The organism is Streptomyces rubrogriseus (genome assembly GCF_027947575.1).
Lineage (GTDB): Bacteria > Actinomycetota > Actinomycetes > Streptomycetales > Streptomycetaceae > Streptomyces > Streptomyces rubrogriseus.
The window spans coordinates 1,367,718-1,392,603 of the sequence record NZ_CP116256.1; the positions used below are offsets into that span (position 1 = coordinate 1,367,718).

The 24,886-nt window shown below is 72.8% G+C and carries 20 protein-coding genes; 14 read left to right on the forward strand and 6 right to left on the reverse strand.

Annotation, left to right across the window (positions count from 1 at the left end):
* Window positions 1–199: 199 nt before the first annotated feature.
* Window positions 200–466: a 30S ribosomal protein S20 gene (gene rpsT, locus Sru02f_RS05955; RefSeq protein WP_109032966.1), complete on the reverse strand. Its 267-nt coding sequence runs from the start codon at window positions 464–466 to the stop codon at window positions 200–202.
* Between the two features lie 237 nt (window positions 467–703).
* On the opposite strand from rpsT, the gene lepA reads away from it, so the two are divergent.
* From lepA to Sru02f_RS05980, 5 genes are all read left to right on the forward strand, one after another.
* Complete coding sequence (gene lepA, locus Sru02f_RS05960; protein ID WP_109032968.1) at window positions 704–2,572, forward strand: translation elongation factor 4; 1,869 nt, start codon at window positions 704–706, stop codon at window positions 2,570–2,572.
* A 307-nt stretch (window positions 2,573–2,879) separates the two neighbouring features.
* Window positions 2,880–4,757: an AMP-dependent synthetase/ligase gene (locus tag Sru02f_RS05965; RefSeq protein ID WP_167469640.1), complete on the forward strand. Its 1,878-nt coding sequence runs from the start codon at window positions 2,880–2,882 to the stop codon at window positions 4,755–4,757.
* A gap of 270 nt (window positions 4,758–5,027) precedes the next feature.
* A complete protein-coding gene (locus Sru02f_RS05970) occupies window positions 5,028–7,346 on the forward strand; it encodes a SpoIIE family protein phosphatase (RefSeq protein WP_109032970.1) in 2,319 nt (772 codons plus the stop codon).
* A 54-nt stretch (window positions 7,347–7,400) separates the two neighbouring features.
* Complete coding sequence (gene hemW, locus Sru02f_RS05975) at window positions 7,401–8,633, forward strand: radical SAM family heme chaperone HemW (RefSeq protein ID WP_109032971.1); 1,233 nt, start codon at window positions 7,401–7,403, stop codon at window positions 8,631–8,633.
* Between the two features lie 100 nt (window positions 8,634–8,733).
* Window positions 8,734–9,312: a Uma2 family endonuclease gene (locus tag Sru02f_RS05980; protein WP_164277141.1), complete on the forward strand. Its 579-nt coding sequence runs from the start codon at window positions 8,734–8,736 to the stop codon at window positions 9,310–9,312.
* On the opposite strand, the gene Sru02f_RS05985 is transcribed toward Sru02f_RS05980, so the two are convergent.
* Window positions 9,290–10,114, reverse strand: a complete 825-nt coding sequence (locus Sru02f_RS05985) for a DUF3097 domain-containing protein (protein ID WP_109032973.1) — start codon at window positions 10,112–10,114, stop codon at window positions 9,290–9,292. The two genes, Sru02f_RS05980 and Sru02f_RS05985, sit on opposite strands and share 23 nt — an antisense overlap.
* A 34-nt stretch (window positions 10,115–10,148) precedes the next feature.
* Complete coding sequence (locus Sru02f_RS05990) at window positions 10,149–10,892, reverse strand: MBL fold metallo-hydrolase (protein ID WP_109032974.1); 744 nt, start codon at window positions 10,890–10,892, stop codon at window positions 10,149–10,151.
* Between the two features lie 148 nt (window positions 10,893–11,040).
* Here Sru02f_RS05990 and hrcA point away from each other — a divergent pair, with 148 nt between their 5' ends.
* The 4 genes from hrcA (at window position 11,041) to Sru02f_RS06010 (ending at window position 15,439) form a co-directional block, all read left to right on the forward strand.
* A complete protein-coding gene (hrcA, locus tag Sru02f_RS05995) occupies window positions 11,041–12,057 on the forward strand; it encodes a heat-inducible transcriptional repressor HrcA (protein ID WP_003976249.1) in 1,017 nt (338 codons plus the stop codon).
* A complete protein-coding gene (gene dnaJ, locus Sru02f_RS06000) occupies window positions 12,058–13,194 on the forward strand; it encodes a molecular chaperone DnaJ (protein ID WP_003976250.1) in 1,137 nt (378 codons plus the stop codon).
* A 404-nt stretch (window positions 13,195–13,598) separates the two neighbouring features.
* Window positions 13,599–14,693 carry a nitronate monooxygenase gene (locus Sru02f_RS06005; RefSeq protein WP_109032975.1) on the forward strand — a complete coding sequence of 365 codons (1,095 nt, stop codon included), beginning with the start codon at window positions 13,599–13,601 and terminating at the stop codon, window positions 14,691–14,693.
* The gene (locus tag Sru02f_RS06010; protein WP_109032976.1) at window positions 14,690–15,439 is read left to right on the forward strand and encodes a 16S rRNA (uracil(1498)-N(3))-methyltransferase; all 750 of its coding nucleotides are present in this window, start codon (window positions 14,690–14,692) and stop codon (window positions 15,437–15,439) included. Before Sru02f_RS06005 ends, Sru02f_RS06010 begins: the two co-directional genes overlap by 4 nt.
* 39 nt (window positions 15,440–15,478) lie before the next feature.
* Here the strand turns inward: Sru02f_RS06010 and Sru02f_RS06015 are convergent, their stop codons facing one another.
* Window positions 15,479–15,856 (reverse strand): hypothetical protein, encoded by a 378-nt coding sequence (locus tag Sru02f_RS06015; protein WP_174855130.1) that lies wholly within the window; start codon window positions 15,854–15,856, stop codon window positions 15,479–15,481.
* Window positions 15,857–15,928: 72 nt separating this feature from the next.
* Between Sru02f_RS06015 and Sru02f_RS06020 the strand changes: the two genes are divergently transcribed.
* The 5 genes from Sru02f_RS06020 (at window position 15,929) to Sru02f_RS06040 (ending at window position 22,438) form a co-directional block, all read left to right on the forward strand.
* Window positions 15,929–16,444 carry a hypothetical protein gene (locus tag Sru02f_RS06020; protein ID WP_109032977.1) on the forward strand — a complete coding sequence of 172 codons (516 nt, stop codon included), beginning with the start codon at window positions 15,929–15,931 and terminating at the stop codon, window positions 16,442–16,444.
* Window positions 16,445–16,605: 161 nt separating this feature from the next.
* Window positions 16,606–19,809 (forward strand): S41 family peptidase, encoded by a 3,204-nt coding sequence (locus Sru02f_RS06025; RefSeq protein WP_109032978.1) that lies wholly within the window; start codon window positions 16,606–16,608, stop codon window positions 19,807–19,809.
* Window positions 19,810–20,131: 322 nt separating this feature from the next.
* Window positions 20,132–20,485 carry a histidine triad nucleotide-binding protein gene (locus Sru02f_RS06030; protein WP_003976256.1) on the forward strand — a complete coding sequence of 118 codons (354 nt, stop codon included), beginning with the start codon at window positions 20,132–20,134 and terminating at the stop codon, window positions 20,483–20,485.
* Between the two features lie 28 nt (window positions 20,486–20,513).
* Window positions 20,514–21,419: a ribonuclease Z gene (locus Sru02f_RS06035; RefSeq protein ID WP_109032979.1), complete on the forward strand. Its 906-nt coding sequence runs from the start codon at window positions 20,514–20,516 to the stop codon at window positions 21,417–21,419.
* A gap of 20 nt (window positions 21,420–21,439) precedes the next feature.
* Window positions 21,440–22,438, forward strand: coding sequence for an adenosine deaminase (locus Sru02f_RS06040; RefSeq protein WP_164271037.1), 999 nt, complete (start codon window positions 21,440–21,442; stop codon window positions 22,436–22,438).
* A gap of 19 nt (window positions 22,439–22,457) precedes the next feature.
* On the opposite strand, the gene Sru02f_RS06045 is transcribed toward Sru02f_RS06040, so the two are convergent.
* Entirely contained in the window at window positions 22,458–23,807 is a 1,350-nt protein-coding gene (locus Sru02f_RS06045; protein ID WP_109032981.1) for an MFS transporter, read from the reverse strand.
* Between the two features lie 173 nt (window positions 23,808–23,980).
* Window positions 23,981–24,778, reverse strand: a complete 798-nt coding sequence (locus tag Sru02f_RS06050; RefSeq protein WP_109032982.1) for an IclR family transcriptional regulator — start codon at window positions 24,776–24,778, stop codon at window positions 23,981–23,983.
* Window positions 24,779–24,886: the final 108 nt, after the last annotated feature.

Genomic DNA, 24,886 nt, shown 5'->3' on the forward strand with positions numbered 1-24,886 from the left:
CCTCCCGCTCACACCGAAGGCCCCGGCGTCCGTCCTGGGGAAGGACGGCCACCGGGGCCTTCGGATCAAGCTCGCGGATCCATGCCCGCGTGGCGAACGCAGGCCGCGCACGGATCCTGGGTGCCGGACGGGAGCGGATGAGAGAGGGCCCGCTCTGGGTCCTTCCGGCGGTCACACCAGATGAATCCAGACGAGGGGTTCAGCCCTTGAGAGCGCCGACCTTCTGCGCCAGCGCCGACTTCTTGTTGGCGGCCTGGTTCTTGTGGATGACGCCCTTGGAGACGGCCTTGTCGAGCTCGCGCGAAGCGACGCGCTGGAACGCGGTGGCCTTCTCGACGTCACCCGCGGCAGCGGCCTCGCGGGCCTTGCGGATCGCGGTCTTCAGAGAGGACTTGACCGACTTGTTGCGCAGCCGGGCCTTCTCGTTGGTCTTGTTCCGCTTGATCTGGGACTTGATGTTCGCCACGAATGAGCCTTTGCAGGTTCAGGCACGAGGCCGCGAGGGTCCCGTGCCGATGATTTCTTGAAGGAGTGCCTCGCGCTGAGAGGGCAAGAGACACAGCCACCCACACTACCAGCGGCCCGTCGAGGGTCCCAAACCCATCCCGGGTCCCCACCCGTGGGACCATGGAGGCTACGTATCGATCCGACCCGAGACCCGAGACCGCAGACACTGCGGACGCCTCAAGAATCAGGACCCTGCGTGCCCGCGATCCCCAGCCATGTGCCCGAGCCGAGCCGTACCGATCCCGCGCTGATCCGGAACTTCTGCATCATCGCGCACATCGACCACGGCAAGTCCACGCTCGCCGACCGGATGCTCCAGCTGACCGGTGTGGTCGAGCAGCGGCAGATGCGCGCCCAGTACCTCGACCGCATGGACATCGAGCGCGAGCGCGGCATCACGATCAAGTCCCAGGCGGTGCGGTTGCCGTGGGCCCCGACCCACGACAAGGGCGCCACGCACATCCTCAACATGATCGACACCCCGGGGCACGTCGACTTCACCTACGAGGTGTCGCGGTCGCTGGCCGCGTGCGAGGGCACCATCCTCCTCGTCGACGCCGCCCAGGGCATCGAGGCCCAGACCCTCGCCAACCTCTACCTGGCGATGGAGAACGACCTCACGATCATCCCCGTGCTGAACAAGATCGACCTGCCGGCCGCGCAGCCCGAGAAGTTCGCCGAGGAGCTGGCCAACCTGGTCGGCTGCGACCCCGACGACGTGCTCAAGGTCTCCGCCAAGACCGGCCTCGGCGTCGACGCGCTGCTGGACAAGGTCGTCGCCGAGATCCCGGCCCCGGTCGGCGTCAAGGACGCCCCCGCCCGCGCGATGATCTTCGACTCCGTCTACGACTCCTATCGCGGCGTCGTGACGTACGTCCGGGTCATCGACGGCCAGCTCAACAAGCGCGAGCGGATCCGGATGATGTCCACCGGCGCCACCCACGAGCTGCTGGAGATCGGCACCAACTCGCCGGAGATGCTCTCCGCCGACGGCCTCGGCGTCGGCGAGGTGGGCTACCTGATCACCGGCGTGAAGGACGTCCGCCAGTCCAAGGTCGGTGACACCGTCACCAGCCAGCACAAGGGCGCCGAGGAGGCGCTCGGCGGCTACAAGGACCCCCGGCCCATGGTCTTCTCCGGCCTGTATCCGCTGGACGGCTCCGACTACCCCGAGCTGCGCGAGGCGCTGGACAAGCTCCAGCTCAACGACGCCGCCCTGGTCTACGAGCCGGAGACCTCCGCCGCCCTCGGCTTCGGCTTCCGCGTCGGCTTCCTCGGCCTGCTCCACCTCGACGTGATCCGCGAGCGACTGGAGCGCGAGTTCGGCCTCGACCTCATCGCCACCGCGCCCAACGTGGTCTACCGCGTGATCATGGAGGACGGCACCGAGCACACCGTCACCAACCCGAGCGAGTTCCCCGAAGGCAAGATCAACGAGGTCTACGAGCCGGTCGTGCGCGCCACGATCCTCGCGCCGACCGAGTTCATCGGCTCGATCATGGAGCTGTGCCAGACCCGGCGCGGCACCCTGCTCGGCATGGACTACCTCTCCGAGGACCGGGTGGAGATCCGCTACACCCTGCCCCTCGCGGAGATCGTCTTCGACTTCTTCGACCAGCTGAAGTCGAAGACGCGCGGTTACGCCTCCCTCGACTACGAGCCCACCGGCGAGCAGACCTCCAGCCTGGTCAAGGTCGACATCCTGCTGCACGGCGACAAGGTGGACGCCTTCTCGGCGATCACCCACAAGGACGCGGCGTACGCGTACGGCGTGCGGCTGGTCGCCAAGCTGCGCGAGCTGATCCCGCGCCAGGCCTTCGAGGTGCCCATCCAGGCCGCCATCGGCTCCCGGGTCATCGCCCGCGAGACCATCCGCGCCATCCGCAAGGACGTCCTCGCCAAGTGCTACGGCGGTGACATCTCCCGCAAGCGGAAGCTGCTGGAGAAGCAGAAGGAAGGCAAGAAGCGGATGAAGATGGTGGGTTCCGTGGAGGTTCCGCAGGAGGCCTTCATCGCCGTCCTGTCCAGCGACGACAGCGCGGGGTCGGGCAAGGGCAAGAAGTAACCGACACGCCGCATGCCAAGTCCGGGTGAAACGGACATCGAGGGGCCCGTCGTACGAAAGTGCGGCGGGTCTCTTCGCATGTCACGGGCAGGCGTCTGTAGGAAATGACAGGGCGCGGGCTCTTACGCGGGGGCCGGTCGCCCCTTACCCTGATGCCTGCCCGGTAGTTACTCGTGAGTTAAACAAGTGATCGGACAACGGTCCGCGTCACCGCCTCAGCACCGTTGAACACCGCCCGAGAGTGAACCAGCCACACCTGAGCCAGCCGCAACGAGCCAGCCGCACCGTCGCGGGCCCGGAGGATGTCGTGAGCGACACACAGACACTGATCGAGAACCGTCCGCCCTCCGTGGCGGGACTCTTCCTGGAGCGGGTGGCCGCCACGCCGGACGCCGAGGCGTACCGCTACCCGGTGCCGCCGGCCGTCGGCGAGGGCCCGGACGACTGGAAGTCGCTGACCTGGGCGCAGGCCGCCGAGCGGGTCTACGCGATCGCGGCCGGCCTGATCGAGCTGGGCGTGCAGCCCGAGCAGCGGGTGGCCCTGGCCTCCGCCACCCGGCTGGAGTGGATCCTCGCCGACCTCGGCATCATGTGCGCGGGCGCGGCGACGACCACCGTCTACCCGCAGACCAACGCCGACGAGTCGGCGTACATCCTCTCCGACTCCGAGAGCCGGGTGCTGATCGCGGAGGACGCCGCGCAGCTCGCCAAGGCGAAGGAGAAGAAGGCGGAGCTGCCCGACCTCACCCACGTGGTCGTGGTCGACGCGACCGGCGCGGACACCTCCGAGGACTGGGTCCTCACCCTCGACGAGCTGGAGCGCCGGGGCGCGGCCCGCCTGGAGAAGGACCCGCAGCTCATCAAGGAGCGGGTCGGCGCGCTCACCAAGGACCAGCTCGCCACCCTCATCTACACCTCCGGCACCACCGGTCGGCCCAAGGGCGTCCGGCTCCCGCACGACTGCTGGTCGTACATGGCCAAGGCGATCGCCGCGACCGGCCTGGTCACCAAGGACGACGTGCAGTACCTGTGGCTGCCGCTCGCCCACGTCTTCGGCAAGGTGCTGACCTCCGGCCAGATCGAGGCCGGTCACGTCACCGCGGTCGACGGCCGGGTCGACAAGATCATCGAGAACCTGCCGGTCGTGCAGCCGACCTACATGGCGGCCGTCCCCCGCATCTTCGAGAAGGTCTACAACGGCGTCGCCGCCAAGGCCCGCGCGGGCGGCGGGGCCAAGTACAAGATCTTCCAGTGGGCCGCCGGGATCGCCCGCGAGTACGCCAAGGTCACCCAGGACAACTTCAAGCGCACCGGCACCGCGAGCGCCCCCGCCGGCCTGCGCACCAAGCACGCCGTCGCCGACCGGCTCGTCTACGCCAAGATCCGCGAGGCCTTCGGCGGCCGCCTGCGCGCCTGCGTCTCGGGCTCGGCCGCCCTCGCTCCCGAGATCGGCTACTTCTTCGCCGGCGCCGGCATCCACATCCTGGAGGGCTACGGCCTCACCGAGTCCTCCGCCGCCTCCTTCGTCAACCCCGGCGAGGCCTACCGCACCGGCACCGTCGGCAAGCCGCTGCCCGGCACCGAGGTGCGCATCGCGGACGACGGCGAGATCCTGCTGCGCGGCCCCGGCATCATGGAGGGCTACCACAAGCTCCCCGAGAAGACCGCCGAGGTGCTGGAGCCCGACGGCTGGTTCCACACCGGCGACATCGGCGAGCTGTCGCCCGACGGCTACCTGCGCATCACCGACCGCAAGAAGGACCTGATCAAGACGTCCGGCGGCAAGTACATCGCGCCGGCCGAGGTCGAGGGCCAGTTCAAGGCGGTCTGCCCCTACGTCTCCAACATCCTGGTGCACGGCGCCGACCGGAACTTCTGCACCGCGCTGATCGCCCTCGACGAGATCGCGATCACCGAGTGGGCCAAGGAGAACGGCCTGGAGGGCAAGCCGTACGCCGAGATCGTCGCGGCGCCCGCGACCGTCGAGATGGTCGACGGCTACGTCAAGCAGCTCAACGAGGGTCTCCAGCGCTGGCAGACCATCAAGAAGTTCCGCCTGCTGCCCCGCGACCTCGACGTCGAGCACGGCGAGATCACCCCGAGCCTGAAGCTGAAGCGGCCGGTGGTGGAGCGGGAGTACAAGAACCTGATCGAGGAGATGTACGAGGGCTCGCGCGAGGCGTAGAGGCGAGGGCTCGCGCGAGGCCTGGTTCGGGGGCTCGCCCGTGGCGGTCATCGCCACGACGGCGAGGTGTGGGCCCGTACCGCCCGAGCCGCGGGTGTTCGAGGACGTCCGGTTTCCGACCGGCTTCCGGCCGTCTTCGAACGTTCGCCTAGCACGGTTCTCACCCGTGGCGGCCCACTTCGGTAACTCCGTGCTTATGGACGGGGTCGGTCTGTCACTCTGTCGGCATCGACTGCGAGGAATTCGCACGAACTGCCCGGGGAGACGTCCATGGGGGCCATTCCGACGCAGCGGGAGACCGCCTCCCGCGCCAGCGCGGTGCCCGCACACACCGCCGAGGCATCAGCCGAGGGCTTCGAGGAGTGCGCGCGGGCGCGCGTGACCCTGCTCGGCAGTTCCCTCGCGCCGGGCGCCGCCCGCGCGATGGTGCGGGCCGCGCTCGCCGACTGGTCCGCGCTCGGTCTGCCCGGCACGGAGCAGCTGACCGAGCACCTCACCGCCGACGCCCTGGTCGTCGTCAGCGAGCTGGTCACCAATGCCGTGGTGCACGCCGGCACCGATGTCGAGGTGGGCTTCCAGGTGGAGGGGACCGGCGCGCTCGTCGTCGAGGCCACGGACCAGCACCCGTCCCGCGCGCCCAGGAGCGCCGACCCCGAGACGCCGCACGATTCCGCCGAGTACGGGCGCGGCCTGCGGCTGGTCGCCGCGCTCGCGGAGGCCTGGGGGATCACCTACCGCCCGGGCACCAAGACGGTGTGGGCGCGGTTGTCGCCCGTGGGCACGGACGACGCCGGGCCGACCGAGGCGTACGCCGGAGGGCGCGGGGCGCGACGCACCGACTCGCCGGGTGCGTGGCCGCCGGGGGAGGAGCGGGAGGGCCAGGACGGAGGCTCCGGCAGCCAGTACGACGGTCGGGACGGACACGACGACCGGCGGTTCCGGGGCGGCCCGTCGGCGCTGGACGCCCCGACGCCCGACCCGGACCCCTGTGCGGCGGCCCCCGGCCTCGGAGCGAGCCCCGGCCCCGAAACGGACCCCGGCCCCGAAGCGAAGTCACGCTCCGAAACGGGTCCGGGTGCCGACGTGGACCCGGACGCCGACGTGGCCTCGGGCCCCGGTGCGGTTGCGGACCCGGGCCCCGGCGTGGACGCGAGCCCCGGCCGACGCGAGGCCCCCGGCCGCCGGTCGGAGCCGCCGCGGTGGCCGGACCTGCCGGACGGCGTGACCGGCCCCGCCCGGCGCGGCATCCGCGACCGGGAGTGGCTGGGCCGCGGTGCCCTGTCCTTCCTCGCCGAGGCCTCCGACCTGCTGGCCGGACAGCTCGACGAGGATCTGGTCGCCTCCCTCACCGGCCAGCTGATCGTGCCCCGGCTCGCCGACTGGTGCGGGGTGTGGCTGGAGGACGAGTCCCTGGGCCGCGGCGCCTGGACCGACGACACCGGCGCGGCCGTCGGCGCCCGGCTGGCCCGCGTGTGGCACTCGGGCGAGGGCCACCTCGACGAGCTGCGCGCCGCCCTGGAGAAGGACCCGCCCCGCCCGCGCGACCCGTGGCGCTCCGGCCCCGTCGGCCACCCGTGGCCCGGCGACGCGCTCGGCCCGCAGGGCACGCACGGCACCGCGCTCGCCTACCGTCTGGTGGCCGGCGGCAGGCCGCTGGGCACCCTGGTCATCGGACGGGCCGACACGCCGGGCGTCCCCGGCACCACCGGTTTCCCGGACGAGATCACCGGCCTGGTCGAGGACCTCAGCCGCCGGGTGGCGCTCGCCATCGGCGCCGCCCGCCAGTACGCCCGGCAGGCCACCATCAGCGCCGTACTCCAGCGCGGCCTGCTGCCCGGCGCCGTCGCGGAGATCCCCGGTGTGCGCAGCGCCCTCGTCTACGAACCGCGGGACAAGGGCGGCCCCAGCGGCGACTTCTACGACCTCTTCCCGGCCGGCGACGGCCGCTGGTGCTTCGCCGTGGGCGACGTCCAGGGCAAGGGCCCCGAGGCCGCAGTCGTCATCGGCCTCGCCCGGCCCTGGCTGCGGCTGCTCGCCCGCGAGCAGTACGGCGTCCCCGACGTCCTCGACCGCCTCAACCAGCTCCTCCTCGACGACGCCACCGAGGCCGCCGACGCCGCCGCCCGCGCGCTGGTCGCCGCCGGAGGCCCACCGGTTGCCCCGGGCGACGGACCGCAGACCCGCTTCCTCTCCCTGCTCTACGGCGAGCTGGTCCCCTTCGACGGCGGCGTCCGCTGCACCCTCGCGTCCGCCGGACACCCGCTGCCGCTGCTCCTCGGGCCCGACGGCACGGTGTCCGCCGTCGCGTGCCCGCAGACCCTGCTCGGCGTGGTCGAGGACGCGACGTACGTCAGCGAGACCTTCGAGCTGCGGTCCGGCGACACCCTGCTGTGCGTCACCGACGGGATCACGGAGCGGCGCAGCGGCTCCCGCCAGTTCGACGACGGCGACGGGCTCGCCGCGGCGCTGGCCGGGTGCGCGGGCCTGGACGCCGAGCTGGTCGCCGAGCGCATCAGGCGTCTGGTGCACGAGTTCGGGCCGCGGCCCCCGGAGGACGACCTGGCGCTGCTGGTGCTCCAGGCGGAATGAACGGGACGAACGGGGCGGGCAGGGGTTCCGGCCGGGTGCGGGACAATGGAACGCATGCCCTCCGCACTTCCCGACGGCGAGCCCGTCCCCGCCGACGGCGCCCTGCCCGCGTCCGCGCTCGCCGGGGCCGCCGACCGCCCCCTCGGCTTCTACCTGCACGTGCCGTACTGCGCGACCCGCTGCGGCTACTGCGACTTCAACACCTACACCGCCACCGAGCTGCGCGGCACCGGCGGCGTCCTCGCCTCCCGCGACAACTACGCCGACACCCTCGTCGACGAGGTCCGCCTGGCCCGCAAGGTGCTCGGCGACGACCCCCGCGAGGTCCGCACGGTCTTCGTCGGCGGCGGCACGCCCACCCTGCTGGCCGCCGGTGACCTGGTGCGGATGCTGGGCGCGATCCGCGACGAGTTCGGCCTGGCGCCGGACGCGGAGATCACCACGGAGGCCAACCCGGAGTCCGTCGACCCGGCGTATCTCGCCGCCCTCCGCGAGGGCGGCTTCAACCGGATCTCCTTCGGCATGCAGAGCGCGAAGCAGCACGTCCTGAAGATCCTGGACCGCACCCACACCCCGGGGCGCCCCGAGGCCTGTGTCGCCGAGGCCCGCGCGGCCGGCTTCGACCACGTCAACCTCGACCTGATCTACGGCACCCCCGGCGAGTCCGACGACGACTGGCGGGCCTCGCTGGACGCCGCGCTCGGTGCCGGACCCGACCACGTCTCGGCGTACGCCCTGATCGTCGAGGAGGGCACCCAGCTCGCCCGGCGGATCCGGCGCGGCGAGGTCCCGATGACCGACGACGACGTGCACGCCGACCGGTACCTGATCGCCGAGGAGGCATTGTCCGCGGCCGGTTACGACTGGTACGAGGTGTCCAACTGGGCCACTTCCGACGCGGGGCGCTGCCTGCACAACGAGCTGTACTGGCGGGGCGCCGACTGGTGGGGCGCGGGGCCGGGCGCGCACTCCCACGTGGGGGGCGTGCGGTGGTGGAACGTGAAGCACCCGGGGGCGTACGCGGGGGCGCTGGCGGCGGGCAAGTCGCCGGGCGCGGGGCGCGAGATCCTCACGGACGAGGACCGGCGCGTGGAGCGCATCCTGCTGGAGCTGCGCCTGCGGGAGGGCGTCCCGCTGTCGCTGCTGCGGGAGGCGGGGCTCGCGGCGTCGCGGCGGGCGGTGTCCGAGGGGCTGCTCCAGGAGGGGCCGTATGAGGCCGGGAGCGCGGTGCTGACGCTGCGCGGGCGGCTGCTGGCGGACGCGGTGGTGCGGGACCTGGTGGACTGATCACTCGGGGGAGTGAATCGGTGCGGAACGCGGGTTCGGCCCCTAACCTGATCCATAGGCTGCCGCCGACAGCACGCGGCGAATGTGGAGGGCCACGGAGATGACAGCTGTGGACGAACGTGGAGTCGCGGAGTTCTTCGCGGGGTTCGAGCCACCCGAGGGGCTCAAGGTGGAGCTTCTCCGGGGAGAAATCGTGATGATGGCCAGCCCCGATCTGGTGCACAACCGGATCGTGACTTCGCTGATGGATCAGATTCCGCGCCGGCGGTGGGAACGGCTCCAGACCCAGGACGTCGACGTTGTCGACGAGGCCAGTGAGCCTGTACCCGACCTGGTGGTCATGGAAGTCGGCGTTGGCCCGGACTCAGGGCGTCTTCTGCCATCACAGATGATCACGATGGTCGTGGAAGTGGTCTCGAAGACCAGCGTCGACCGAGACTATGGCGTCAAACGCTTGATCTATGCTGCGGGTGAAGTGCCCACCTATCTGATCATCGACCCCGTCATGGCCCAGTGTGTTCTGTACTCGGAGCCGGTCGGGCGAGGTGAGGGGGCTGACTATCAGGTGCAGCGGATCACTCAGTTCGGGACACCGCTGCCGCTGGAACAGTTGGGCGTGGAGCTGGACACCACCATGTTCGGCACCTACAAGGGCGTCAAGCCTCATCACCGTCCGTAACGAAATCGATCAGCTCCTCCACCCGCCCCAGCAACTCCGGCTCCAGGTCCCTGTACGAGTTCACCCGGGCCAGGATCGCCTGCCACACCGCCCCCGTGTTCTCTGACGGCCACCCCAGCGCCCGGCACACTCCCGTCTTCCAGTCCTGACCGCGAGGCACCCGGGGCCAGGCGTCGATGCCGACCGATGCCGGCTTCACCGCCTCCCAGATGTCGATGTACGGGTGGCCCACGACCAGCGCGTGCTCGCTCGTCACCGCCTCCGCGATGCGCCACTCCTTCGAACCCGGCACCAGGTGGTCCACCAGGACACCCAGCCGTGCGTCGGGGCCGGGAGCGAAGTCGGCGACGATCGACGGAAGGTCGTCCACGCCGCCCAGGTACTCCACCACCACCCCCTCGATGCGCAGGTCGTCGCCCCAGACCTTCTCGACCAGCTCGGCGTCGTGCCGCCCCTCGACGTAGATGCGCCCGGCGCGCGCCACCCGTGCGCGGGCGCCGGGGACGGCGACCGAACCGGACGCCGTACGGGAAGGGGCGGACCGCGCGGGACCGGAGGGGGAGGCCGGGCGGACCAGCGTCACCACGCGGCCCTCCAGGAGGAAGCCGCGCGGTTCCAGCGGGAAGACGCGGTGCTTGCCGAAGCGGTCCTCCAGGGTCACCGTGCCCGCCTCGCAGCGGATCACCGCGCCGCAGAACCCGGTGCCGGGCTCCTCGACCACCAGGCCGGGATCGGCGGGCACCTCGGGAACCGGCTGCGGCTTCTTCCACGGAGGGGTCAGGTCGGCGGAGTACTGGCGCATTCTGCCGACGATACGAGGAACCCCCGCGCGGTGATCAACGCGACACGCCGAACCGGGCGGCCAGCGCGTCCCGTTGGGCCCGGACGAACGCCGCGTCCACCACCGCTCCGTGACCGGGGACGTACAGTGCGTCGTCGCCGCCCAGCTCCAGCAGCCGGTCCAGGGCGGCCGGCCAGCGCGACGGTACGGCGTCGGGGCCCGCCTGCGGCTCGCCGGACTCCTCGACCAGGTCGCCGCAGAACAGGACGTCCGGGGAGCCCGGCACCAGTACCGCCAGGTCGTGCCCGGTGTGCCCCGGGCCCACGTCGGCCAGCAGGACCTGCCGTCCGCCGCCCAGGTCGAGCGGCTGCTCGCCCCGGACCTCGTGCCGGACGGGAGAGAGCGCCTCGGCCGCCTCCAGGGCCGCCCGGGCGTCCAGCCCCTCCGCCACCGCGTCCGCGCGCAGTGCCCGGCGCCCCTGTCCGCCCGGCGCGAACAGCGCGCCCGTGCCCGCCGCGCCGTACGCGCCGTACACCTCCGCGCCCGTGAACGACGCCGCGCCGAAGACGTGGTCGAAATGCGGGTGGGTCAGCGCGAGATGTGTCACACGGTGGCCGGCGAGCCGCCGCGCCCCCTCGCGCAACCGGGCGCCCTCGTCCAGGCTCGACCCCGCGTCCACCATCAGCGCCGCGTCCGAGCCGAGTACCAGCCCCGCCGTGCAGTCCCAGTCCGGCAGCCGGCACCGCCCCACCCCGTCCGCCAGCCGCTCCCAGCCCAGCTCTTCCCAAGTCACCGTCACGGCGACGACGCTAACGGCTTGGTCCCGGCCTTGCCGGGGGCGTACCCCACGGCCGTACACTGGGCCGGGGAAGTCTGGCACTCGCGAGCCATGAGTGCCAGGACAGACAGGCCGGAATCGGACGGACGACAGCTGGAGGTGCGCGCCGATGCTCAGTGAACGCAGGCTGAAGGTGCTGCGCGCCATCGTCCAGGACTACGTCGGCACCGAGGAACCGGTCGGTTCCAAGGCCCTCACCGAGCGGCACAACCTCGGCGTCTCCCCGGCCACCGTGCGCAACGACATGGCGGCCCTGGAGGACGAGGGGTTCATCGCGCAGCCGCACACCAGCGCGGGGCGCATCCCGACCGACAAGGGCTACCGGCTCTTCGTCGACAAGCTGGCGGGCGTCAAGCCGATGACCGCGCCCGAGCGGCGTGCCATCCAGAACTTCCTGGAGGGCGCCGTCGACCTCGACGACGTCGTGGCCCGTACGGTGCGGCTGCTGGCGCAGCTCACCCGGCAGGTCGCCGTCGTGCAGTATCCGTCGCTGACGCGCTCGACCGTGCGGCACGTGGAGCTGCTCTCGCTCGCGCCCGCGCGCCTGATGCTCGTGCTGATCACGGACACCGGGCGGGTCGAGCAGCGGATGGTCGACTGCCCGGCGCCGTTCGGCGAGGCGTCGCTGGCCGATCTGCGGGCGCGGCTCAACAGCCGGGTCGCGGGGCGCCGTTTCGCCGACGTGCCGGCTCTGGTGGAAGATCTGGCGGAGCCCTTCGAGGCCGAGGATCGCGGTACGGTCTCCACCGTGCTCTCCACTCTCCTGGAGACGCTGGTGGAGGAGAACGAGGAGCGGCTGATGATCGGCGGCACCGCCAATCTGACCCGCTTCGGGCACGACTTCCCCTTGGTGATCCGGCCGGTGCTGGAAGCCCTTGAGGAGCAGGTCGTGCTCCTCAAGCTGCTCGGCGAGGCGAAGGATCCGGGCGTGACCGTACGGATCGGTCACGAGAACGCCCACGAGGGACTCAACTCAACGTCCGTCGTGTCGGTCGGCTACGGTTCGGGCGGCGAGGCGGTTGCCAAGCTCGGCGTGGTCGGACCGACCCGCATGGACTACCCGGGAACGATGGGAGCGGTACGCGCAGTGGCACGGTACGTCGGACAGATCCTGGCGGAGTCGTAGGTGGCCACGGACTACTACGCCGTACTCGGCGTGCGCCGCGACGCCTCCCAGGACGAGATCAAGAAGGCGTTCCGGAGGCTCGCGCGCGAGCTGCATCCGGACGTCAACCCCGATCCGAAGACCCAGGAGCGGTTCAAGGAGATCAACGCCGCCTACGAGGTGTTGTCGGACCCGCAGAAGAAGCAGGTCTACGACCTCGGGGGCGACCCCCTCTCGCAGGCCGCCGGCGGTGGCGCGGGCGGCTTCGGCGCGGGTGGCTTCGGGAACTTCTCGGACATCATGGACGCGTTCTTCGGCACGGCGTCGCAGCGCGGGCCGCGCTCGCGCACCCGCCGCGGCCAGGACGCGATGATCCGCATCGAGGTCGAGCTGGACGAGGCCGCCTTCGGTACGACCAAGGACATCCAGGTCGACACCGCGGTCGTCTGCAACACCTGCAACGGCGAGGGCGCGGCCCCGGGCACCAGTGCCCAGACCTGTGACATGTGCCGCGGCCGCGGCGAGGTCTCGCAGGTCACCCGGTCCTTCCTGGGCCAGGTCATGACCTCGCGTCCCTGCCCCCAGTGCCAGGGCTTCGGCACCGTGGTCCCGACCCCGTGCCCCGAGTGCGCGGGCGACGGCCGGGTCCGCTCCCGGCGCACCCTGACGGTGAAGATCCCGGCCGGTGTCGACAACGGCACCCGGATCCAGCTCGCGGGCGAGGGCGAGGTCGGCCCCGGCGGCGGCCCCGCCGGCGACCTGTACGTCGAGATCCACGAGCTGCCGCACTCCACCTTCCAGCGGCGCGGCGACGACCTGCACTGCACGGTCACCATCCCGATGACGGCGGCGGCCCTCGGCACCAAGGTGCCGCTGGAGACCCTCGACGGCATGGAGGAGGTCGACATCCGCCCGGGCACCCAGTCCGGCCAGTCGATCCCGAAGCACGGCCGGGGCGTCACCCACCTGCGCGGCGGCGGCCGCGGCGACCTCATCGTGCACGTCGAGGTCACCACCCCGGGCAAGCTCGACCCCGAACAGGAACGCCTCCTGCGCGAGCTGGCCAAGCTCCGCGGCGAGGAACGCCCGACGGGGCAGTTCCAGCCCGGGCAGCAAGGGCTGTTCTCGCGGTTGAAGGACGCGTTCAACGGGCGCTGACGCGCTGACGTAGGGCTTCGGCGGGCGTCGGGTTGCTGCGCGGGTGTGGTCGGTGGCCGGGGTCTGCCGGGGGTCCGGGGGTTGCCCCGGGCAGGCACAGTCAGCCGGGGCAGCAAGGGCTGTTCTCGCGGCTGAAGGACGCGTTCAACGGGCGCTGACGCGCTGACGTAGGGCTTCGGCGGGCGTCGGGTTGCTGCGCGGGTGTGGTCGGCGGCCGGGGTCTGCCGGGGGTCCGGGGGTTGCCCCCGGGCAGGCACAGTCAGCCCGGGCAGCAAGGGCTGTTCTCGCGGTTGAAGGACGCGTTCAACGGGCGTTGACGTCGTAGCCGCGATGCGGATGCTCCTGGCGTATGCCGACGGAAGCCCGGATTCGGACTTGTGTGGAGGACGTGACAACATGCCGTCATGTCCTCCGCACTGACCGATCTCTTCCCCTACCCGATCGTGCAGGCGCCCATGGCGGGCGGCGTCTCCGTGCCGCGGCTCGCGGCCGCGGTGTCCGAGGCGGGCGGGCTGGGCTTCCTGGCCGCCGGGTACAAGACCGCGGACGGGATGTACCAGGAGATCAAACAGCTGAGGGGGCTCACGAGCCGTCCCTTCGGCGTCAACCTCTTCCTCCCGCAGCCGGAGACGGCCGATCCCGCCGCCGTCGACGTCTACGCCCACCAGCTGGCCGGCGAGGCCGCCTGGTACGAGACCGAGCTGGGCGACCCCGACTGCGGACGGGACGACGGCTACGACACCAAGGTCGCCGTCCTGCTGGACAACCCCGTGCCGGTGGTGTCGTTCCACTTCGGCGTGCCCAGCCGCGAGGTCGTCGACTCCCTGCACCGCGTGGGCACCTTCGCCCTGGTCGGCGCGACCACCGCGGACGAGGCCCGGGCCGTCGAGCAGTCCGGCGCCGACGCGGTGATCGCCCAGGGCATGGAGGCGGGCGGCCACCAGGGCACCCACCGGGACAACCCGGAGACCGGCGGCGCGGGGACCGGACTGCTGTCGCTGGTCGCCCAGGTCCGGGAGGCGGTGAGCCTGCCGATCGTGGCCGCCGGCGGCATCATGCGCGGCGGCCAGATCGCCGCGGTCCTCGCGGCCGGCGCGAGCGCGGCCCAGCTGGGCACCGCCTTCCTCGCCACCCCCGAGTCCGGCGCGCACGACCTGCACAAGCAGGCGCTGACCAACCCGCTCTTCGTCCGCACCGAACTCACCCGCGCCTTCTCCGGCCGCCCGGCCCGCGCCCTGGTCAACCGCTTCCTGCGCGAGCACGGCCGCTACGCCCCCGCCGCCTACCCCGACGTGCACCACCTCACCTCGCCGGTGCGCAGGGCGGCGGCGAAGACGGGCGACGCGCAGGGCATGGCGCTCTGGGCGGGACAGGGCCACCGGATGGCCCGGGAGCTGCCCGCGGGACAGCTGGTGGAGGTGCTGGCGGCCGAACTCGCCGACGCCGGGACAGCGTTGTCGGGGTTTTCGGGCTATGGGACGGGGGGCGGCGCCCGATGACGGCACCGGTGTTCGTGGTCGACTCCCTGCGGCCGCAGGACCTGCCGGCGGGGGAGTACGTCCTCGACGGCCCCGAGGGACGCCACGCCGTCTCCGTGAAGCGGCTGCGGGCGGGTGAGGACGTCGTCCTCACCGACGGGCGCGGCCACTGGGCCGAGGGCTCGGTGAAGGCCGCCGAGGGCAAGGACCGCCTGGTCGTCACCGTCCCGGGCGGCGTGCGCGAGGAGCCCGCCGAGCAGCCCCGCGTCACCGTCGTCCAGGCCCTGCCCAAGGGCGACCGCGGTGAGCTGGCCGTCGAGACGATGACCGAGGTCGGGGTCGACGCGATCGTGCCCTGGGCGGCGTCCCGGTGCATCACGCAGTGGAAGGGCGAGCGCGGTCTGAAGGCGCTCGGCAAGTGGCGGGCGACGGCCCGGGAGGCGGGCAAGCAGTCCCGCCGGGTCCGCTTCCCCGACGTCGCGGACGCCGCGAGCAGCAAGCAGGTTGCCTCACTTCTGGCCGCGGCCGACTTCGCCGCCGTCCTACACGAGAGCGGTGACGTCCCCCTGTCCGACGCCGAACTCCCCTCCTCCGGCGACATCGTGCTGGTGGTCGGCCCCGAAGGCGGGGTGTCCCCGGACGAGTTGGCGCTCTTCGCCGAGGCCGGCGCGTACCCCTACCGCCTGGGCCGCAGCGTCCTGCGCACCTCCACCGCGGGCACCGCCGCGACCGCCGTACTCCTGGCCCGCACCGGCCGCTGGTCCTGACCGCGCCCGGTGCCGGGTCCGGTCCCGTGACGGCCCCGGTCAGCCGTCGGCGGCGGCGACCACGGCGGGGAACAGCTCCCAGCCGTCCAGCTCCACCGGCCGGCCCCCGGGCCCGGGCAGCAGCGCCCGCCGCCCGGCCTCCTCGACCAGCGCCCGTACGACACCGGGTTCGCGCAGGTTGAGCAGGTTGCCGCGGCCGTCGCCCACGCAGCCCTCGTACCAGTAGTCGCCCTCCGAGGTGTACCGGCCGGAGTCGGGCGCGCCCGCGAGAAAGACGAACCGGACCCGGAGCCCGTCCCGGTACAGCGTCAGCGCGTCCCGCCAGACGCCGTCGCGGCCCCGTTTCCGCCGGTGACTCCACAGCCAGGTGGTGCGTTCGTCCACGACGAGCCTGCGCTGCCTGCGGTCGTCCCCCATGGCGCCCACGGTAGTGAGGAGTGGCCGTATGCGCCCTACCGCCGGTCCCCGGGCGGTGGGAGGCTGCCCTTCATGGGGGCAATGAGGCGGATTTGGCGCACGGCTCCGGTGGTCGTCGGTTCGGCCGTCGCCGTCGGTGGTCTCGTCGCGTGCGAGCCGGGCGGACTCAGCTCGGCGACGGTCGCCTACACGACCGACCAGACCGTGACCCGCGAACTGCAGCGGCAGAAGGCGGAGGTGCGCTGGCTCACCTGCACCGCCTCCTACGGCGACAAGGGCACCACGGCCTCGGCGAGCGAGAACGCGGTCGCCTCCGTGCACTGCGAGGGCAGGACCGACGACGACAAGGACATCACCGTCGACGGCGAGGTCACCCGGGTCGTCAACGGCGCCTGCGTGCGCGGCAACCTGACCGCGAAGGTGGACGGCAAGGAGTGGTTCCGGGTGAAGGGGCTGGGCAACTGCGACGCCACCGGCGCCCCGCCCGCCAACCGGCCCTCCCAGAACGGGCCGGGGCCCACCGTGACCGTCACCCGGACCATCTGGTGCCCGGACGACCCGCACTGCCGGCCGGTCGAGGGCAAGTAGCCGGACGGGGTCCTAGGGGGTGTCGTTTGGATCTTGCCGGGGTCGCGAGGTCTGGTCGGCCACAAGGCACCGCAGGCCGCGGCCGGCCTGATCCAAACGACACCCCCTAGGCCGGGAAGTGATCCAAACCTCTGTCGGCGGGCCGCGCCCCTGCATAGGGTATGGGGGTGACTCAGCCCGCAGCGCCTGCCTACCTCCGCTTTCCGCACCCGCACGGCGAGTTGGTCGCCTTCACCGCCGAGGACGACGTGTGGCTCGCCCCGCTCGACGGCGGCCGTGCCTGGCGGGTCAGCGCCGACAACGTGCCGGTGAACCACCCGCGGATCTCGCCCGACGGCACCACGGTCGCCTGGACCTCCACCCGCGACGGCGCCCCCGAGGTGCACGTCGCCCCCGTCGACGGCGGCCCCGCCAAGCGCCTCACCCACTGGGGCAGCATCAGGACCCAGGTACGCGGCTGGACCGCCGACGGCCGCGTCCTCGCCCTGAGCACCTACGGCCAGGCCAGCCTGCGCCGCAGCTGGGCCCGCGCCCTCCCGCTGGACGGCGGCCCGGCGACCACCCTGCCGTACGGACCCGTCGGCGACGTCGCCCAGGGCCCGCACACCGTGCTGCTGTCCGCGCCGATGGGCCGCGAGGCCGCCTGGTGGAAGCGCTACCGGGGCGGCACCGCGGGCAAGCTGTGGATCGACCGCGAGGACGACGGCGAGTTCGTCCGCCTGCACGACGGCCTCGACGGCAACATCGAGTACCCCTTCTGGGTCGGCGACCGGATCGCCTTCCTCTCCGACCACGAGGGCACCGGCGCCCTCTACTCCTCCCTCGCCGACGGCTCCGACCTGCGCCGGCACACACCAGTCGACGGCTTCTACGCCCGGCACGCAGCGACCGACGGCAGCCGCGTCGTCTACTCCTGTGCCGGTGAGCTGTGGACCCTGGACGACCTCGACGGCGCCGAACCGCGCCGCCTGGACGTCCGGCTCGGCGGCGCCCGCGTCGACCTCCAGTCGTACCCGGTCAACGCCGCCCGCTGGTTCGGCTCCGCGTCCCCCGACCACACCGCGCGCGGCAGCGCCGTCGCCGTCCGCGGCGGCGTGCACTGGGTCACCCACCGCTCCGGACCCGCCCGCGCCCTCGCGGCCACCCCGGGCGTGCGCACCCGGCTGCCGCGTACCTTCCGCGTCGACGGCGAGGAGTGGGTGGTGTGGGTGACGGACGCCGAGGGCGACGACGCCCTGGAGTTCGCGCCCGCCACCGGACTCGCCCCCGGTGCCACCGCACGGCGCCTGGCCGCCGGGCAGCTCGGCCGGGTGCTGCACCTCGCCGTGGCCCCCGACGGCAGCCGCGTCGCCGTCGCCTCGCACGACGGGCGGGTCCTGCTCGTCGAGCGCGAGAGCGGCGAGGTCCGCGAGGTCGACCGCAGCGAGGACGGCGACGCCTCCGGCCTGGTCTTCTCGCCCGACTCCTCCTGGCTCGCCTGGTCCCACCCCGGCCCGGAGCCGCTGCGCCAGCTCAAGCTCGCCAACACCACCGACCTGTCGGTGAGCGAGGCGACGCCGCTGCGCTTCAAGGACTACTCGCCGGCCTTCACCCTGGACGGCAAGCACCTCGCCTTCCTCTCCACCCGCTCCTTCGACCCGGTCTACGACGAGCACGTCTTCGACCTGGCCTTCGTCGAGGGCGCCCGGCCCTACCTGATCACCCTCGCCGCGACCACGCCCTCGCCCTTCGGTCCGCAGCGCCACGGCCGCCCCTTCGAGACGCCGGACCGCGAGGAGACCCCCGACAGCGAGGGCACCCCCACCACCCGGATCGACATCGAGGGCCTCGCCGACCGGATCGTGCCCTTCCCGGTCGAGGCCGCCCGCTACTCCCGGCTGCGCGCCGCCAAGGACGGCGTCCTGTGGCTGCGCCACCCGCTCACCGGCGTCCTCGGCGCCTCCCGCGCCAATCCGGAGGACCCCGACCCGAACACCGAACTGGAGCGGTACGACCTCGCCCAGCAGCGCGTCGAGCACCTCGGCGGCGACGCCGACCACTTCGAGGTAAGCGGCGACGGCAAGCGGGTGCTGCTGTGGACCGACGGCCGGCTCAAGGTCGTCCCCAGCGACCGGCGGGCCTCCGGCGACGAGGACAGCGACACCAACATCACCGTCGACCTGGGCCGGGTCCGGCAGACCGTCGAACCGGCCGCCGAGTGGCGGCAGATGTTCGACGAGACCGGCCGCATCATGCGCGACCACTACTGGCGGGCCGACATGAACGGCGTCGACTGGGACGGCGTCCTGGACCGCTACCGGCCCGTCCTGGACCGCGTCGCCACCCACGACGACCTGGTCGACCTGCTGTGGGAGGTGCACGGCGAACTGGGCACCTCGCACGCCTACGTCACCCCGCGCGGCGGCCACGGCTCCGGCGCCCGGCAGGGCCTGCTCGGCGCGGACCTCTCCCGCCACGAGGACGGCGCCTGGCGCATCGACCGTGTCCTGCCGTCCGAGACCTCCGACCCCGACGCCCGCTCCCCGCTCGCCGCACCCGGGGTCGCGGTGCGCGCCGGGGACGCGATCGTCGCGGTGGCGGGACAGGCCGTGGACCCGGTCACCGGTCCCGGACCACTGCTCGTCGGTACGGCGGGCAAGCCCGTCGAGCTGACCATCTCCCCCTCCGGCGGCGGAGAGGTGCGGCACGCCGTCGTCGTCCCGCTCGCCGACGAGGAGCCGCTGCGCTACCACGCCTGGGTCGCCGACCGCCGCGCCTACGTCCACGACAAGTCCGGCGGCCGGCTCGGCTACCTGCACGTCCCGGACATGCAGGCGCCCGGCTGGGCCCAGATCCACCGCGACCTGCGCGTCGAGGTGGCCCGGGAGGGCCTGGTCGTCGACGTCCGCGAGAACCGCGGCGGCCACACCTCCCAGCTGGTGGTGGAGAAGCTGGCCCGGCGCATCGTCGGCTGGGACCTGCCGCGCGGGATGCGGCCGACCAGCTACCCGCAGGACGCGCCCCGCGGGCCGGTCGTCGCGGTCGCCAACGAGTTCTCCGGCTCCGACGGCGACATCGTCAACGCGGCGATCAAGGCGCTGGGCATCGGCCCGGTCGTCGGGGTCCGCACCTGGGGCGGCGTCATCGGCATCGACAGCCGCTACCGGCTGGTCGACGGCACGCTGATCACGCAGCCCAAGTACGCGTTCTGGCTGGAGGGATACGGCTGGGGCGTGGAGAACCACGGCGTCGACCCCGACGTCGAGGTCCCCCAGCGCCCGCAGGACCACGCGGCGGGCCGCGACCCTCAACTGGACGAGGCGATCGCGCTCGCGCTGGCGGCCCTGGAGGAAACCCCGGCGAAGACACCGCCCACGCTGCCGTAGCTGCGGGCAGTCGTGCCTCCCCCAGTGCCTGAACGGCCTGGTAGGTGCGTAGGTGCCCCCAGGGCGGCACGGGTGGGCGCAGGCGGCACCCCGTTCCGCCGGGCTGCGTTCCCGACCCCCACGCCGGCACGGGCGCCGCGCGTCGTGGTGGACGCCGGGTGGGGGCGCTTGCCGGCGCGTGCCGGGTGCCGCTGCGCCCACCCGTGCCGCCCCAGCGGCACGACTGCCCGCAGCTACACGGCGGCGCGGCTGCCCGCAGCTACGGCGGCGGCGGTGGCGGATACGATGCCCATCAGAAGATCACCGGCGTGAGGAGAGCCAAGTGGCTGGCGAACCCCAGGACGACTGTCTGTTCTGCAAGATCGTCGCAGGGCAGATCCCCGCGACCATCGTCCGCGAGACGGACACCACCGTCGCCTTCCGGGACATCAACCCCCAGGCCCCCACCCACGTCCTGGTGATCCCCAAGGCGCACCACAAGGACGCCGCCGCCCTCGCCGCCGAGGCCCCGCAGCTCGCCGCCGACGTGCTGCGCGAGACCCAGGCCGTCGCCGACGACGAGAAGCTGGACAGTTACCGCACCGTCTTCAACACCGGCAGCGGCGCCGGCCAGACCGTCTGGCACGCGCACGCCCACGTGCTCGGCGGCCGCGGCCTCGAATGGCCCCCCGGATAACCCGGACAGAACCGGACCACCACCCGCCATGTCCGTACGTGAACTCGTCGTCCTCGGCACCGCCAGCCAGGTCCCGACCCGGCACCGCAACCACAACGGCTACCTGCTGCGCTGGGACGGCGAGGGCATCCTGTTCGACCCCGGCGAGGGCACCCAGCGCCAGATGCTGCGCGCCGGGGTCGCCGCCCACGACCTGAACCGGATCTGCGTCACGCACTTCCACGGCGACCACAGCCTGGGCCTCGCCGGGGTGATCCAGCGCATCAACCTCGACCGGGTCCCGCACGAGATCAGCGCCCACTACCCGCGCTCCGGGCAGCGTTTCTTCGAGCGCCTGCGGTACGCCACCGCCTACCGCGAGACCGTCGCCCTCACCGAGGCCCCGGTCGCCGCCGACGGCCCCCTCGCGGTCACCCCCGCCTACACCCTGGACGCCCGCAGGCTGTCGCACCCCGTCGAGTCGTACGGCTACCGGCTCACCGAGCCCGACGGCCGCCGCATGCTGCCCGACCGCCTCGCCGCGCACGGCATCAAGGGCCCCGACGTCGGCCGCATCCAGCGCGACGGCTCGCTGCACGGCGTCCCGCTCGACGAGGTCAGCGAGGTCCGCCGCGGCCAGCGGTTCGCGTTCGTCATGGACACCCGGCTCTGCGAGGGCGTGCACGCGCTCGCCGAGGGGTGCGACCTGCTCGTCATCGAGTCGACCTTCCTCGACGAGGACGAGAACCTCGCCACCGACCACGGCCACCTCACCGCCGGGCAGGCCGCGCGGGTGGCCCGGGACGCGGGGGTACGGCACCTGGTGCTCACCCACTTCAGCCAGCGCTACTCGGATCCCGAGGAGTTCGAACGGCAGGCCCGCGCGGCCGGTTACGCGGGCGAGCTGACCGTGGCCCGCGACCTCACCCGCGTACCGGTTCCGAAACGTCGGTGAAACCGCCGTACGATGCTCTGATGCCCCTGCCCAAAGCTGAACTGCACCTCCACATCGAAGGCACCCTGGAGCCCGAGCTGGCCTTCGCGCTGGCCGCCCGCAACGGCGTGTCCCTGCCGTACGCGGACGAGGACGCCCTGCGTGAGGCGTACCGCTTCGCCGACCTCCAGTCCTTCCTGAACCTGTACTACGAGCTGATGGCCGTCCTGCGCACCGAGCGGGACTTCGAGGACCTCGCGAACGCCTACCTCGCCCGCGCCGCCGCCCAGGGCGTCCGGCACGCCGAGATCTTCTTCGACCCGCAGGCCCACCTCGCCCGGGGCGTGGAGATGGGCACGGTCATGGAGGGGCTGTGGCGGGCACTGGGGGCCAGTCGTGAGAACCACGGCGTCTCCACCCGGCTGATCCTCTGCTTCCTGCGCGACGAGTCCGCCGAGTCGGCGATGGCGACGCTGGACGCGGCCAAGCCGTACCTCGACCGCATCACCGGCGTCGGCCTGGACTCCGCCGAGGTCGGCCACCCGCCCGTCAAGTTCCGCGAGGTGTACGAGGCCGCCGCCGCCCTCGGCCTGCGCCGGGTCGCGCACGCGGGCGAGGAGGGGCCGCCCGCGTACGTCGTCGAGGCCCTCGACGTCCTCGGCGTCGAGCGGGTCGACCACGGGCTGCGCTCGGTGGAGGACCCGGCACTGGTCGAGCGGCTGGTGCGCGAGCGCGTCCCGCTCACCCTGTGCCCGCTGTCCAACGTGCGGCTGCGCACGGTCGACACCCTCGCCGACCACCCGCTGCCCGCGATGCTCGACGCGGGCCTGATGTGCACGGTGAACTCCGACGACCCGGCCTACTTCGGCGGCTACGCGGGCGACAACTTCGACGCCGTGCGCCAGGCCCTCGGCCTGACCGGGGAGCGGCTGCGGGAGCTGGCCCGCAACTCGTTCCTCGCCTCCTTCCTCGAGGACGACGAGGAACTGCGCGCGCGGTACCTCGCGGAGGTCGAGGCGTACCAGTTCCCCGCCGCGTAGCGGTTCCTCCGCGCAGGGCTCAGCCCGGCCCGGACCCCGGTGCGGCCGCCGCCTGCCGGGGTCCCGCCGTGTCGTAGGCGGCCCGGACGGCCACCGCCGGGGCCTCCACGTCGATCTCCACGACCGGCTGCTCCACGGCACCGACCTCGGGCACCGCACCGCTCGGCGTTCCGGTGGCGGCGGCGACCAGCGCGGCCGGGGTGCCGCCGCGGCGGCGGATCGCGCCGGGCAGCAGCGGGCGGCCCGCGGTGTGCAGGGCGACGGCGGTCAGCGGTGCGGCGACCAGCAGCAGCCCGGCGGCCAGGACCATCCCCATGCCCGCGTAACCGGCCTGCGCCGACAGGACGCTGCCGGCCAGCGGACCGGCCGCGGTGCCCAGCGAGGACGCCGAGCCGACGAGCACCGCCCACCGGCCGCGCGCGTCGAGCGAGGCGGCGAGGCCGATCAGGTACGACAGCACGACCGGGTAGACGGTGTTCCAGGCGATCTCGCCGGTCGCGAAGGCCGTCGGTGTCGTCGCCGACGCGCTCACCGCGATACAGCCCGCGATGAGCACCGTGCCGGCGCCGACGGGCATCGCCCGCCCCAGCCGCGGCCCGAGCGCACCCGCCACCAGCACGCCCACCAGGCCCGCGCCCAGCGCGACGGCGAACACGGCACCGAGGGCGGCGTTGCCCAGTCCGGCCTGCGTCAGCCCGATCCGGCCGCTGACGCCCCACAGGGAGTTCTGGGCCAGGGACCAGCACAGCACCGTGACGGCCAGGACGAGTCCCGAACGGCGGTGGGGGAGCGGGGCGGTGGCGTCGGTGCCGACTGCGGCCGGGGAGGCGGCCGCCGGGCCCGGCAGCCGGCCGGTCAGCGGCCACACCGCCAGCGCCGTCAGGGCGATCGCGGCCAGCGGCAGCCCGTGTGCCCGGCCGAGCTGCGGCACCGTCAGATACACCGCACCGGCCAGCGCCGACACGCTCAGCAGGCCCACCGTGGAGGCGCGGTGGGGATCCTTCTCGGCGGCGATCCGGGTGGCGGCGACCGTCATGGCCGTGCCCGATCCGAAACCGCCCACGACCGCGCCGACGACGACGGCCGGGACGGCCGTGGTGAGCGCGGCGGCGCCGTAGCCGAGGACGGCCAGCGCGAGGCCGAGCCGGGCCAGTGTCCGGGCGCCGACGCGCTGCACCCGGGAGGCCAGCAGGAAGCCCGCGGTCGCCGAACTCAGCAGCAGCGCACTGCCGACGGCGCCCGCCTGCGTGGTGGACAGCGGAAGGCTGGTGTCGAGCCTGCCGACGGTGGTGGGCAGCAGGTACGGAGGCAGGTACCCGGCCGTGAAAAGGGCGACGAGGGGCCAGGGGGTGGTGCGGGGGGCGAACACGGGCGTTCCCAGGGCATGCGAAAGGACGGTGGGAAGGGAGGGGGCGACGACCGTCGACCGACGAGGACGCGCGGGCAATTTGTATCAAGCGGAAGGAGCCCCGAAACAGGCGGGTCGATGTGATCTAGGTCACATATCCGTTTGGGGGTTTGGAAGCGGGGTAGCAGCGAGCGCTAACGCCAGTGGATCGAGCCGCCTCCGGCCGGAACCGTCGCCTCCAGTTTTGCCCTGATCTCCCGCATCACCGCCACGATCCGTGCCTCGTGATCCGGCGTCAGCCGGGCCACCGGCACCGAGCAGCTGACCGCGTCCAGCGCCGGGGCGTCGTAGCGCAGCGCGAAGCCGAAACCGACGATGCCGGCCACACCCTCCTCGCGGTCGACGGAGTATCCGCGCTCCCTGGTCCGGGCGAGGTCGGCCATCAGGGCCTCCCTGCTGGTGTGCGTGTTCGGGGTGAACACCTCGTACGGCCCCTCGGGCAGGTCCGCGTCCGGCCGCTCCGCCAGCAGCGCCTTGCCGAGCGCGCCCACGTGGGCGGGCAGCCGGCGTCCCACCCGGCTGATCGTGCGCAGGTATTCGTGCGACTCCCGGGTGGCCAGGTACGCCACGTCGTGCCCGTCCAGCCGCCCCAGGTGGATGGTCTCGCCCAGCGCCTCGGACGCCTCGTCGAGGTACGGCCGCACCGCCCGCACCCGGGGGTCGGAGTCCAGGTAGCTGGTGCCGGTGAGCAGGGCGTGGATGCCGATGCCGTAGAGCGAGCCGGTGACGTCGGTGCGGACCCAGCCGCGCGAGATCAGGGTCTGCAGCAGCGCGTACATCGAACTGCGCGGCACCCCCAGTCCGTCCGCCAGTTCCTGGAGGCGGGCCGGACGGTCGCCGCGCGCGGCCAGCACCTCCAGCAGCTCCACCGTGCGCGCCGCGGACTTCACCTCGCGGACGCCGCCCGGCGTCGCGTCCCCAGTCTCCGACATGGGCCGATCGTAAACGGATGCCCCCGACCCATTGACGCCCAACGGCCACCTCTCTAATCTCCATCTCCATACGTAGACGCCATCTACATACGGAGACAGCGAGAAGTG

What these genes read in the sequence shown, in the direction of transcription:
- Sru02f_RS05970 (WP_109032970.1), top strand. Translation starts at nt 5,028, where the DNA reads ATGGGGGCCATTCCGACGCAGCGGGAGACCGCCTCCCGCGCCAGCGCG.
- hemW (WP_109032971.1), top strand. Translation starts at nt 7,401, where the DNA reads ATGCCCTCCGCACTTCCCGACGGCGAGCCCGTCCCCGCCGACGGCGCC.
- Sru02f_RS05980 (WP_164277141.1), top strand. Translation starts at nt 8,734, where the DNA reads ATGACAGCTGTGGACGAACGTGGAGTCGCGGAGTTCTTCGCGGGGTTC.
- Sru02f_RS05985 (WP_109032973.1), bottom strand. Translation starts at nt 10,114, where the DNA reads ATGCGCCAGTACTCCGCCGACCTGACCCCTCCGTGGAAGAAGCCGCAG.
- hrcA (WP_003976249.1), top strand. Translation starts at nt 11,041, where the DNA reads ATGCTCAGTGAACGCAGGCTGAAGGTGCTGCGCGCCATCGTCCAGGAC.
- Sru02f_RS06005 (WP_109032975.1), top strand. Translation starts at nt 13,599, where the DNA reads ATGTCCTCCGCACTGACCGATCTCTTCCCCTACCCGATCGTGCAGGCG.
- Sru02f_RS06010 (WP_109032976.1), top strand. Translation starts at nt 14,690, where the DNA reads ATGACGGCACCGGTGTTCGTGGTCGACTCCCTGCGGCCGCAGGACCTG.
- Sru02f_RS06015 (WP_174855130.1), bottom strand. Translation starts at nt 15,856, where the DNA reads ATGGGGGACGACCGCAGGCAGCGCAGGCTCGTCGTGGACGAACGCACC.
- Sru02f_RS06020 (WP_109032977.1), top strand. Translation starts at nt 15,929, where the DNA reads ATGGGGGCAATGAGGCGGATTTGGCGCACGGCTCCGGTGGTCGTCGGT.
- Sru02f_RS06025 (WP_109032978.1), top strand. Translation starts at nt 16,606, where the DNA reads ATGGGGGTGACTCAGCCCGCAGCGCCTGCCTACCTCCGCTTTCCGCAC.
- Sru02f_RS06035 (WP_109032979.1), top strand. Translation starts at nt 20,514, where the DNA reads ATGTCCGTACGTGAACTCGTCGTCCTCGGCACCGCCAGCCAGGTCCCG.
- Sru02f_RS06040 (WP_164271037.1), top strand. Translation starts at nt 21,440, where the DNA reads ATGCCCCTGCCCAAAGCTGAACTGCACCTCCACATCGAAGGCACCCTG.
- Sru02f_RS06050 (WP_109032982.1), bottom strand. Translation starts at nt 24,778, where the DNA reads ATGTCGGAGACTGGGGACGCGACGCCGGGCGGCGTCCGCGAGGTGAAG.